The organism is Neochlamydia sp. AcF84, assembly GCF_011087585.1.
Taxonomy (GTDB): domain Bacteria; phylum Chlamydiota; class Chlamydiia; order Chlamydiales; family Parachlamydiaceae; genus Neochlamydia.
Genome location: NZ_VJOT01000063.1, coordinates 14,775 through 26,927, shown reverse-complemented (window position 1 = coordinate 26,927; position 12,153 = coordinate 14,775). Strand labels below are relative to the sequence as shown.

Below are 12,153 nucleotides of genomic sequence, written 5' to 3'. Positions count from 1 at the left end.
ATATGCCTTGGAAAGCCAACTTTTATCTAGCTAAACCCTTTAAGGCTCCAAAGCATAAGTATCTTGAGTTCTGCTGATAGGCTTTGATAGGAGTAATTTGAAATTTTTTTTTATCTATGGCTAATTTTGCTTATTTTAAAAATATTATATTTAAAAGTACCAATGAGGCGAATTAAAAGCTTTGTTATGAAAAAGTTTTTTAAGAAGAAGAGCTATAAATGATAAGCGCTCAAGGGAAGTAGAACTGCTTACGCTCTTGATAATCAGAATTTAATGGAAATTATAAAGTACAGCAAATAGAAAAAACAGCTATTTGCAAGCATTTTTAGCTTTGCAGATATCCGCAGAATTACCTCTAAAGCTGGGCCCACCCCGTGACCGTTTACTATAAAGGTAAGCATCAAAAAATTAGCTTATTAATAAAACGATCTTTTCCACAAGAGTTAAGGAAAGTAAATTTTTAAGCTTTTGACTTAAGTTAAGTATATTCTTGCCAGCCTCGCCTCTTTTTACTCTACCAACCCTCTTTATATTTCCACTTCTACGATCTGCTTGTCAGTAGATATATAGAAATGTTATTCTGTTAAAAACGGAGTACTTTATGGATAAATCTTTTCTAAAAAATCTCAAACAGCAAATTGAACAACTTAAAAACACGGGTCTCTACAAAAAAGAATCTGAAATTATTTCTCCTCAGCAAGCTACCATTACCCTAGCTGATGGGAATAAAGTGCTAAATCTTTGTGCCAATAACTACCTTGGCCTAGCTAATAATCAACAAATCATTAAGGCCGCTCAAGAAAGCTATGATAAATATGGATATGGTTTGTCTTCGGTACGTTTTATTTGTGGCACGCAAAGCGTACATCGTGCGCTGGAAAATAAAATTTCCCATTTTTTGAAAACCGAAGACACCATTCTTTATTCTTCATGTTTCGATGCCAATGGAGGCCTTTTTGAAACTCTTTTAGGTAGTGAAGATGCTGTTATTAGCGATGCTTTAAATCATGCTAGCATTATCGATGGAATAAGGCTTTGTAAAGCCAAACGTTTACGCTATCAAAACAATGATATAGAAGATCTAGAAAGACAATTAATAGAGGCTAAAGAGTGTCGATTTAAAATGATTGCTACCGATGGTGTATTTTCTATGGATGGCAGCATTGCTAACTTAAAAGCAATTTGCGAACTAGCAGACCAATATAATGCTATTGTTATGGTAGATGATTCGCATGCTGTAGGTTTCTTAGGGGAGAAAGGAGGCGGCACACCAGAACATTGCGAAGTTATCGGACGGGTAGATATTATTACCGGTACTTTGGGAAAAGCTTTAGGGGGTGCTTCGGGAGGCTACACTTCAGGACGCAAAGAAATTATTGAATGGTTAAGGCAGCGGTCACGACCTTATCTTTTTTCTAATACCCTAGCACCTGCAATTGCTTATGCTTCTATAAAATGCCTAGAAATCGTAGAAAATGGCCAAAACTTAAGGAGAAAATTAAAAGAGAATAGCCTCTATTTCCGCGAAAAAATGACAAAGTTAGGATTTAAGCTCTTACCTGGTGAACATCCTATTATTCCTGTCATGATAGGCGATGCAGTTTTAGCTCAGCAAATGGCTGCTCGTATGTTAGAGCAGGGCGTATATGTTATAGGGTTTTGCTATCCCGTGGTCCCGCAAGGCCAAGCACGTATACGTACGCAAATGTCAGCAGCTCACCATAAAGAAGAATTAGATATGGCCATACAAGCATTTGAAAATGTTGGCAAAGAATTTAAAATCATCTAACATCTCTGTCTTTTAAATTCATATATGTAAGGTCATCATGAAAGCTTTAGTTAAGAGTTACCGTAAAGAAGGTCTATGGATGGAAGATGTGCCCATCCCGACCATTAAAGAGGATGAGGTATTAATTAAAACACATAAAACTTCCATTTGCGGTACGGATATTCATATTTATAAATGGGACGCCTGGGCGCAGAAGACAATTCCTGTACCTATGGTAGTCGGGCATGAGTACATGGGAGAAATCGCAGCGATAGGTAAGAATGTTAAAGGCCTTAAAGTAGGTGATCGGGTGAGCGGAGAGGGACACATTACCTGTAGCAGCTGCATTTCCTGCCTTAAAGGTCAAAAGCATTTATGTATAAACACTTTAGGGGTAGGCGTTCATCGCCATGGCTGTTTTGCTGAATACTTTAATATTCCCGCCGAGAATGTTTTTCCCCTTCCTTCTTCTATTAAAGATAATGTAGCCTCAATTTTCGATCCTTATGGAAATGCAGTCCATACTGCACTTACTTTTGATCTTACCGGCGAAGATGTTCTTATTACTGGTGCCGGGCCTATAGGTATTATGGCAGCTGCCATCGCCGCGAAAGCTGGAGCTCACCAAGTAGTCATTACGGATGTGAATGAATATCGTTTAAAGCTCGCCAAAAAGCTAGGTGCGCAAACAACAGTCAATGTGGCTAATACTTCTTTAAAAGAGATGATGGAAAAGCTAGGTATTCAGAATGGCTTTACGGTGGGTATGGAAATGTCCGGGCACCCTGATGGTTTAAAAACACTTTTGGAAAATGCTCATCATGGTGGAAAGATTGCTTTGCTAGGTATTTTACCTGCCGAATGCTTGATTGACTGGGACCTTGTTATCTTTAAAATGCTGACCATCAAAGGCATTTATGGAAGAGAAATTTTTTCTAGCTGGTTTAAAATGGTTAATTTATTGGAGAGCGGCCTTGAAATAGAACCGCTCATTACTCACCACTACCCTATTGACGAATTTGAAAAGGGCTTTGAGGTGATGATGTCAGGCCAATCCGGAAAAGTTATTTTAGATTGGTGAGATGCTACCTGAAAAAATAAGCTCCCATAACATCTAGGCAAAAAGGGTTCAGATAGATATAGCTTTTAACAATAGTAATTTAGAGCAACCCTTTTTTAAAGCTAGGAAAATTTTTAACAATAATTTTTAAAAGCTTCTGGATAAATAAGATAGCTTTATAAATGACCACGATTCTCCAAGGACCGTTCCAGGGATCTTTCAACAAGGCTTCTAAATGTATGGTGTTAGCTTTTTTAAAAGGCATAGATAGAAAGCTTTTTTAGTGTTAATTGAATAAAAAGGTGAGGGTATATAAGCCCTTACCTTTTGCCTCTCCTCATCCTAGTTAAAGCATAAAATTTTATTTCATAGCTTCTTAGTACTATAGTGGTAAATATAATCATTTAAATTTTATCTTTCTAGGAGATGCGTATAATTAAATGACAGGGTATATTCACACGATTTAAAAAAAGCTTTGAATTATATAGAGAATGGCGGCCCAATAGCCACAGCTAGTGAAGTGTTTGGCGTAACAGCTCGCAACTTAACAAATTGGATTAAGCGGAAAAAACCAGGTTGTCTAGCTTCTAAAAAAAGACGGCAGAGCCCCAATAAAATTGATAGTGAAAAGCTAAAATTGTATATAAAACAAACTCCTGATGCATCCCTTAGAGAAATAGCTGAGGTATTCGGAGTGACGATAACTGCAGTTTTTTATGCGTGTAAAAGACTGAAAATCACTTTAAAAAGAAGACACCCTTCTATAAAGAAAGAGATGAGAATAAACGAGAGGAGTTTAGACAAAAGCTAGAAAATATTCCGGAAGAAAATAGAATTTACATAGATGAGAGCGAGATAAATGCCTATGTACAGCGCCAACATGCAAGATTACTTATAGGAGAAAAGATTTATGGCGCTCTAGCAGGCCGTTCATTTGCTAGAGAAAGCTTTATAGCAGCTAGATTGTAATAGATAGGACTTAATCTGATACGGGTGATAAAAATAAAGGAAACAGGATTTATAAGTCGCGAAGCTTGAAGCCCCGTCGCTCATTAAAAGTGATAGGACGAAAGTTGAAGTGAGCGGCTTAAATCAATAAAAAGTGTCAAAATGCCAAAGTTCCTCAGCTATTTCTCTAAGGGATGCATCAGGAGTTTGCTTTATATACAATTTTAGCTTTTCACTATCAATTTTACTGGGGCTCTGCCGTCTTTTTTTAGGAGCTAAACAACCTGGTTTTTTCCGCTTACTCCAATTTGTTAACATGCGAGCTGTTACATCAAACACTTCACTAGCTGTGGCTATTGGGCCGCCATTCTCTATATAATTCAAAGCTTTTTTTCTTAAATCGTGTGAATATACCGTGTCATTTAATTATACGCATCTCCTAGAAAGATAAAATTTGAGCAACTATAAGATAGAATGATTTTCAGCGTATTTCTCATCACCTCAAGAGTTAATTGATCAGTTAATAAGTCTATCTCTGCACGAAAGGGGTGAGCTGGTTGCCGGCTAGGTCAAGCTGTTGCAGCTGAGAAAGCTGCCTTATCTCTGCTGGAATAGAGGTGAGTTGGTTGTGATCTAAGTTAAGTATTTCTAGCTGAGAAAGCCGCCCTATCTCTACTGGAATAGAGGTGAGTTGGTTGTGCTCTAAGTTAAGTATTTCTAGCTGAGAAAGCCGCCCTATCTCTACTGGAATAGAGGTGAGTTGGTTGTGCTCTAAGTTAAGCGTTTGCAGCCGAGGAAGCCGCCCTATCTGTGCTGGAAGAGCGGTAAGCTGGTTGTCGGTTAAGTCAAGCTGTAGCAGCTGAGAAAGCTGCCCTATCTCTGTTGGAAGAGCGGTAAGCTGGTTGTCGGCTAAGCCAAGCTCTTGCAGCTGAGAAAGCTGCCCTATCTCTGTTGGAAGAGCGGTAAGCTGGTTGTCGGCTAAGCCAAGCTCTTGCAGCTGAGAAAGCTGCCCTATCTCTGCTGGAAGAGAGGTGAGCTGGTTGTGCTCTAAGTTAAGCATTCGCAGCAGAGAAAGCTGTCCTATCTGTGCTGGAATAACGGTAAGCTGGTTGCCGGTTAAGTCAAGCTGTTGCAGCTGAGAAAGCTGCCCTATCTCTGCTGGAAGAGAGGTAAGTTGGTTGTTGCCTAGCAAAAGCCATCTTAAGTAAGAAAGCTGTCCTATCTCTGCTGGAAGAGTGGTAAGCTGGTTGTGCTCTAAGCTAAGCCTTTGTAGCTGAGAAAGCTGCCTTATCTCTGCAGGAAGAGTGGTGAGTTGGTTGTAATCTAAGTTAAGCGTTTGTAGCCGATAAAGCCGCCCTATCTCCGCAGGAATAGATGTTAGTTGGTTAACGCTTAAGAAAAGATGCAGCAGCTGATATAGCTGTCCTATTTCTGAAGAAAGAGTGGTGAGCTGGTTGTTATCTAAGCTAAGCCTTTGTAGCTGAGAAAGCTGTCTTATCTCTGCAGGAAGGTTGGTGAGTTGGTTTTGGTTTAAGTAAAGATTCCACAGCTGAGACAATTGTCCAATTTCTGCAGGAAGAGTGGTGAGTTGGTTGTAATCTAAGTTAAGCGTTTGTAGCCGATAAAGCCGCCCTATCTCCGCAGGAAGGAAGGTTAGTTGGTTGTGCCCTAAGTAAAGCGTTTGCAGCTGGGAAAGCTGCCCGATCACTGCATGAATAGTGGTAAGTTGGTTATTGTTTAAGTTAAGTATTTCTAGCTGAGAAAGCTGCCTTATCTCTGCTGGAATAGAGGTGAGTTGGTTGTGATCTAAGTTAAGTATTTCTAGCTGAGAAAGCCGCCCTATCTCTGCTGGAAGAACGGTAAGCTGGTTGTGATCTAAATAAAGACTTTTAAGCTGAGAAAGCTGCCCTATCTCTGCTGGAAGAGTTTTTAGCTGGTTGTCGGCTAAGTCAAGCTGTTGCAGCTGAGAAAGCTGCCCTATCTCTGCTGGAAGAGCGGTGAGTTGGTTGTGATCTAAATAAAGACTTTCAAGCTGAGAAAGCTGCCCTATCTCTGCTGAAAGAGCGGTGAGTTGGTTGTTACCTAGCCGAAGCCATCTTAAAGAAGAAAGCTGCCCTATCTCTTGAGGTAAAAAGGTCAAGCTTATTTCTTGTAAATCTATCATCTCAAGATCTTTTCCATACCTTTCAATCCACTCCTTAAAAGACTCTCCTTTTTTTTCTAAGGGCAAACTCTTGATTTCTTCTTGCTCTAAGTATTCTTTTCCACCAGGTAATTCTTTCCATAATAGGAGACGATTAATATTTAACAGATAAGAGAGATAATTAGCTGATGTGAAATATCTGATTCTCTCAAGGCTATCTTTAAATTCTAAAGGAGAAAGAGCGCTAGCTAGAGTAAAGATTTGCTTAAAAATTGCCTTTACTTTTTGTAGGGGAAAAAGTCCATCTTCTAACTTATAAATTTTATCTAAGATAAGAGCATGCTCGTTAACATTTCCTTGAGGAAAGTGAACTTTAACTATTTGCTTATAAATAGAGGGCATTACCTCACTAGTTAAAAGGTGTTGCCATTTTCCACACACACTAGATAAGGAAGGTGTGGCGCAATATTCTAAAATAGAGGTTAGCACCTCATTAGGCAAGTGCGCAAAAGCAATAGAAACGTTAGTATGCATGTTATAGCCTTGGTTAAGATTTGTCTAAATTCTTAAGTCCCTGCTTAATAGAAAGATACAAAAGAAAACACCAAACATGCAAGATAATAATAGAAATAAATTCTTAGTTTTTAAATATAAAGATAAAAAACCTTTGGTACTTTTATGGATTCAGATTACATTAGACCTCTGTGGAAACTGTAATAATACCCTTTAGAGCCACTCTTTATGTAGTCATACACTTAATAAAAAGCTTGTCTTTACAGAGAGAGCCAGCTTGGAAAAAGTTTAATTTTTTTGGCTATGCAGACGTAGTTTCTTTAAAAAGTATTATTTCGTAAATACTTTTATAATGACCTATATAGTATCTTAGCTACCTAAAATTGCTTATAGGTAAGGAGGATAGCTTGATTTGGTTTCGTACGTTCTATAAAAGTCAGAGAATTTGAAAAAGAGAGGTTTATAGAGGAAATAAGCCAAGCCTTATGCTAGAGCTGCATGCCTGTATAATTAAATAAGAATAATATAATTTAGAAAGTCTGAGGGGTAGATGTAAATGATGTAGCGGCAGCCGGATTTGAACCGACGACACACGGATTATGATTCCGTTGCTCTACCGACTGAGCTATACCGCCATGAAATAGCGGGGGAAGGATTCGAACCTCCGACCTTTGGGTTATGAGCCCAACGAGCTAACCCCTGCTCCACCCCGCGTCATTGAATAAATAGAAAGCTTAACAAAATCGCTATTTTAAAGCAAGGCTTTAGCAAATAAATTGCACAAATAATGGAAAAGCCTTTCTTAAGCTTTCAGAAGGCATCTTTTTTGATAAGAGGCTCAATAAAATTCCAGGTTTTTTGAGTAGCCCCTTTGATATCTTTAAACATACGTACACCATTGGCTCCTATAGATTTCCTTAATTGAGAATCCTTTAGTAGTACCATCATTTCGTCGCTGAGATGATTAATGTCTACTTGACGGCCCGCTTTATAATCCTCCATTAATTCTACCAGCTCAGGTTGTGAATGCATATAAGGTCCATAAATGACGGGAACGCCATACCAAGAAGGCTCTAAGATATTATGCCCACCTACCCTTGCAGTATAGCTCCCTGCCACAATAGCTAAATCAGCAAGTTGATAGCATTTGCGCAATAATCCCATCGCATCGATCAAGATGACTTTAGCATTATTAACAGATTGATCGATCTGGCTAAAACGCACGTAAGGGATAAACTCTTTCTCCAAAAGCCTAGCCACCTCGTTAAATCGCTCGGGATGTCGTGGTACGATGATCAACTTTACATGAGGCAGTTCTTCCCACACTATTTTCATCTGTTCCAATATCATCTTTTCTTCTGGTTCATGCGAGGAACCTAACACGACGATTTGATTTTTCTCCTCAATTTGAAATTGTTTTTTCCAAGCGGCATGTTGCTCAGCTGTGAAACGAGGATATTCATCATCAAATTTCAAATTACCTGTAATCTGCATTTTATGCGGATCTACGCCAAGAGCTTTAAAACGTTCGTAGTAATGCTTGCTTTGCAGACAAAATAACTCGACAAACGAAAAGAGCTTATGAGTGAAATAAGGAATTTTCAAAAAACGATGAAAAGAACGTTCGGAGATTTTACCATTGACTACCACAATTAAAGATCCTAAGCCTTTAGCAGCTTTAAGAAAATTATACCAAAAATCTGTTTCCACTAAGATGACCAAATCAGGAGCAGCTCTTTTCATAATAGGACGGATAATAAAAACAAGATCAACCGGCAAATAGACATGATAATCGGCTTGAGGAATACTTCGCTTAGCTTCAGCATGTCCTGCCTCAGTGACACTTGAAATGACAATAACAGGATCATGAAGCTGCGTCCTCAGGGTTTTAACCAGTGAGGTAGCGGCCTTAGCTTCACCTACCGAGACAGCATGGACCCATACCAACTTACGCTCCCCTTTTGTTATTAAGGGAAAATTAAATCCCAATCTTCTTGCTAAGCTTTGTTGGTACTTTTTTTTGATGAAATAATCATAGCACACTTTAGGTAGGGAAAGTAGGGCTAAGAGACACAACATGGAGTCATATAAGAAAGATAGAATCATAATATCCTAATTATAAATTTTAAATGTATCTTAATCAATTAGGATTAAAGGATGAAGGAGAAAATCGCAAGAAGATGGGTAGAAGCAGGATTCAGAGCAAAATGCACAAGAAGCTTTACCCACTCAGATAAAAAAGACTATCTTTTAATTTAGCCTCTACCTCTGCCACAACAAATTCTTTAAGGTAGTTTAGCTAATCAAAAAGATCTTCAGTGGGTGTAATTAAAAGTGTTGGCAAGATAAGGAAGGATTAATACATACTGAAAGCGTAGCAAAAGGAGGTTGCATATGCTTAACGAAGAAGAAGTTAATAAAGTATTTAATCGCTTAAAGGAGCATCCCGATCTATTAGAATCCATTAAAGATTTATTAGATATTACCGAAGGAGTTAAAGGGATTGAAGTGGCGGATGATGCTGAATTTGCTCTTATTCCCGAAGTTAGGGGTTTAGGGAAAAAATGCCTTGAGGATTGGGCAAGGCAACAAGCAAATGAACAAGAAGCCAAGGCTCAGGAAATGAAATTAAGACAGCATTCCAAAAAAAACTAAGTTGGCATACAACTTTTGGGATAGTAGGTATGGAAGAGAGATGCTTCCTACAAGCAGGAAAATTGATTAGACCCTTTTCCTTTTCTTCCAAGGTTAGATGCAGAGGGTATTCCTTACCATTAGAGCGAGCAATAACCGACTTTGGAGCAGATATTGCTTTTGGAAAAGTAGGAGAAAAGATGAAGGAGCATTACTGAATATGATGAATTATAAAAGCGCTTTAGATAAAGGCTTACCAATTGGTTCAGGCGAAATAGAGAGTAGTCATAGGCATGTAGTGCAAAAGAGGCTGAAAATAGCAGGAACTTGGTGGAAGACAGAAAATGCTAACGCGATGCTGAGCTTAAGAATAGGCAGATTAAATGGTTATTGGGAAGCTTACTGGAATTCCTACAAAGCTGCTGCTTAAAAAAGATTGCCAACACTTTTGTTTACACCCATCTTCAGTCAGCGTTATGCTTATAAGTAAGCAGCAAAAAGGCAAAAAAATTTAACCCCTTCTTATCAAGAGGACAACCACTAAATTACACTAGCGCTTAAGTTTTTATTTAATCATCCAAGAATTGCGTTTTACATATTTTAGTGCCCAGCGCAGGTGCTAGCAATCAAACCCTTTTAATAAAGGGGGGTGCTTTAGGATAAGTGACAAAACCTTCTTAATTTCTTAATAAACGAGCGTCCACAACTTAAATTTATAGATTAGCGAAAGGATTGGAACTAAAGCTTTTCTTTTCCTTCTTCACAGGTTCTTTTTCTTTTTTAGTTCTATTAGCTTCTCCCGTACGAGCAGTTAAAGAAATACGCTTCCGGTCCACTTCAACCGCTAATACTCGAACTTTAAGGCGCTTGCCAACATGCACTACTTCTGAAGGATCTCTAACATATCGATCAGCTAGCTCAGAAATATGTATAAATCCATCCTGATGCACACCTATATCTATAAACACACCAAAGGCAGCAACATTCGTGACTATCCCTTCTAAAATCATGCCATTTTTAAGATCTTGAATAGTTTTAACATCATGACGAAATTGCAATTTCTCAAAGGTTTCGCGCGGATCACGCCCGGGCTTCTGCAACTCAGCTATGATATCTTTAAGCGTAGGCTCCCCAAGAGATCCTGAAATATAACGCTTGATCTCAATTTTATGAATATAGTTTTCATTTCCTATTAAAGCATTTAAGGGCACACCTATATCTTTGGCAATATGCTCTACTACTTCATAACGCTCAGGGTGCACAGCTGAACCATCTAAAGGATGCTCTCCTGCTCGAACACGCAAAAAACCAGCAGACTGCTCAAAAGTACGAGCCCCAAATCCAGGAACGTTTTTGAGGTCTTTACGTCCTTTAAAGGGCCCTTGTGCTTCGCGATGTTTGACAATTTTCAAAGCCATTTGGGGTCCAATGCCAGCCACATAACTTAATAAGGCTGCACTAGCGGTATTTAGCTCTACTCCCACATGGTTTACACAACTTTCTACAACTTCGTGCAATTTATCTTTAAGCAAGGGTTGATTTACATCATGCTGATACTGCCCTACACCGATAGCTTGAGGATCAACTTTGACTAGCTCAGCAAGAGGGTCTTGCAGCCTTCTTGCTATAGAAATAGCCCCCCGTATAGTTACATCAAGCTCAGGAAATTCTTCTCGTGCGATATCAGAGGCGCTGTATACACTAGCGCCTGCCTCATTCACTGCAAGCAAGATAATTTTCGATAAATTGCCTTTGGTAAGCACCTCTTGTACAAAAGCTTCTGTTTCTCGACCTGCCGTACCATTTCCTACACCTATCGCATAAGGTGGATAAGTGTTAATCATTTGCAGGAGAATTTCTCGTGCTTGTTCCTTAGCGGTCGTAGATTGAAAAGGATAAATGGTCTTATAATCAATAAATTTGCCAGTCTTATCAATCACTACGCATTTACATCCTGTACGAAAGCCCGGATCAATTCCAATCACAACTTGAGGGCCTAAGGGAGCATCTAATAATCGATGGCGCAAATTTTCGGCAAAAACCTCTATGGCAGTGCGATCTGATTGCATTTTAAGCTGTACTTTAATTTCGGTCTCTACACTCGGCAAGAGATAGCGTTTAAAAGCTTGTATCGCACCCTTTTCTAAGAGTTCGGCAAAAGGGGACCGAGAGTTATATTTTATGATAGATTTGATGGTATTTTGTAGATTTTCCTCAGGCACTTCTATATGAAAATTTAATATTTCTTCTTTTTCGCCGCGACGAATCGCTAAATAGCGATGGGAAGGAATTTTAGAAACTTTTTCTTGAAAAGCATAATAAACTTCATACTTGCTGGCGGCGCTCTCTTTACCTTCAACAACTCTAGAAACAACTACACCTTCGTTTTCAAAGCACTCGCGTACATAAGCTCTTACTTTAGGAGTTGTTGCTATACTATCGGCCACAATATCCAAAGCGCCTGCTAAAACCTCTTCAATACTGCTTACCCCTTTTTTAGCATCGATATAAGCCGTAGCCTCCTCCAATGGATGTCCTGCTATAGGTTGCTCCATGATACGTAAAGCAAAAGGCTCTAAACCTTTTTCTTTAGCTAAAGCAGCTTTAGTACGTTTTTTAAGCTTATAAGGTAAATAAAGGTCTTCCAAGATAGCTTTAGAAAAACAATTCTGAATCTGAATTTTTAAAGAATCTGTCATCTTGCCTTGTAGCTCTACAGATTCTATTATGGATTTTTTTCGCTCTTCCAGTTCGAGTAAATAATTGTATCGCTCTTGAATAGCTCGAATTTGCACTTCATCTAAATTTCCAGTTACCTCTTTTCTATATCTAGAAATAAAAGGAATAGTATTCCCTTCAGTTAACAGCTTAATGACCGCTTGTATACTTTCTGCTGGTAGGGCAAGTTCCGCTACCAAAAAATTAAAAACATTTATTGCTATACCCATTTACCTGTGTTGATGCCTCTATCAAAAAGCGCAAAAATTGTGATATTTTTTAGACTGCTATCCATTTATTTTTCCTTCATCTATAAGAACTTATAGCTTGCTTTTCTTTAGCTTTTTGCTTTTATCAAAAACGGCTCAT

The 12,153-nt window shown here is 38.7% G+C and carries 7 protein-coding genes, 2 tRNA genes and 2 pseudogenes; 5 read left to right on the top strand and 6 right to left on the bottom strand.

Annotated elements, in window-relative coordinates; genetic code table 11:
- Positions 1–601: 601 nt before the first annotated feature.
- The 3 genes and pseudogenes from NEOC84_RS07340 to NEOC84_RS07330 form a co-directional block, all read left to right on the top strand.
- Positions 602–1,789: a glycine C-acetyltransferase gene (locus NEOC84_RS07340; RefSeq protein ID WP_166157409.1), complete on the top strand. Its 1,188-nt coding sequence runs from the start codon at positions 602–604 to the stop codon at positions 1,787–1,789.
- A 37-nt stretch (positions 1,790–1,826) separates the two neighbouring features.
- The gene (tdh, locus tag NEOC84_RS07335; RefSeq protein WP_166157406.1) at positions 1,827–2,849 is read left to right on the top strand and encodes an L-threonine 3-dehydrogenase; all 1,023 of its coding nucleotides are present in this window, start codon (positions 1,827–1,829) and stop codon (positions 2,847–2,849) included.
- 442 nt (positions 2,850–3,291) lie between these two features.
- Positions 3,292–3,639: pseudogene (locus tag NEOC84_RS07330) on the top strand (IS630 transposase-related protein); the annotation flags it as partial.
- Between the two features lie 281 nt (positions 3,640–3,920).
- Here the strand turns inward: NEOC84_RS07330 and NEOC84_RS07325 are convergent.
- From NEOC84_RS07325 to NEOC84_RS07305, 5 genes and pseudogenes are all read right to left on the bottom strand, one after another.
- Positions 3,921–4,178, bottom strand: a pseudogene (locus NEOC84_RS07325) (IS630 transposase-related protein); the annotation flags it as partial.
- Positions 4,179–4,305: 127 nt separating this feature from the next.
- A complete protein-coding gene (locus tag NEOC84_RS07320) occupies positions 4,306–6,453 on the bottom strand; it encodes a leucine-rich repeat domain-containing protein (RefSeq protein ID WP_166157397.1) in 2,148 nt (715 codons plus the stop codon).
- A gap of 541 nt (positions 6,454–6,994) precedes the next feature.
- Positions 6,995–7,067: transfer RNA gene (locus NEOC84_RS07315), tRNA-Met, on the bottom strand.
- A gap of 6 nt (positions 7,068–7,073) precedes the next feature.
- Positions 7,074–7,146 (bottom strand) — tRNA-Met (locus tag NEOC84_RS07310).
- A gap of 96 nt (positions 7,147–7,242) precedes the next feature.
- Positions 7,243–8,538, bottom strand: coding sequence for a 3-deoxy-D-manno-octulosonic acid transferase (locus NEOC84_RS07305; protein WP_166157394.1), 1,296 nt, complete (start codon positions 8,536–8,538; stop codon positions 7,243–7,245).
- 288 nt (positions 8,539–8,826) lie between these two features.
- Between NEOC84_RS07305 and NEOC84_RS07300 the strand changes: the two genes are divergently transcribed.
- A complete protein-coding gene (locus NEOC84_RS07300; RefSeq protein WP_166157391.1) occupies positions 8,827–9,087 on the top strand; it encodes a hypothetical protein in 261 nt (86 codons plus the stop codon).
- A gap of 199 nt (positions 9,088–9,286) precedes the next feature.
- On the top strand, positions 9,287–9,496 hold the full coding sequence (locus NEOC84_RS07295; RefSeq protein ID WP_166157388.1) for a hypothetical protein: 210 nt from the start codon (positions 9,287–9,289) through the stop codon (positions 9,494–9,496).
- A gap of 283 nt (positions 9,497–9,779) precedes the next feature.
- Here the strand turns inward: NEOC84_RS07295 and NEOC84_RS07290 are convergent, their stop codons facing one another.
- Positions 9,780–12,014, bottom strand: a complete 2,235-nt coding sequence (locus NEOC84_RS07290) for a Tex family protein (RefSeq protein ID WP_166157385.1) — start codon at positions 12,012–12,014, stop codon at positions 9,780–9,782.
- Between the last annotated feature and the right edge of the window lie 139 nt (positions 12,015–12,153).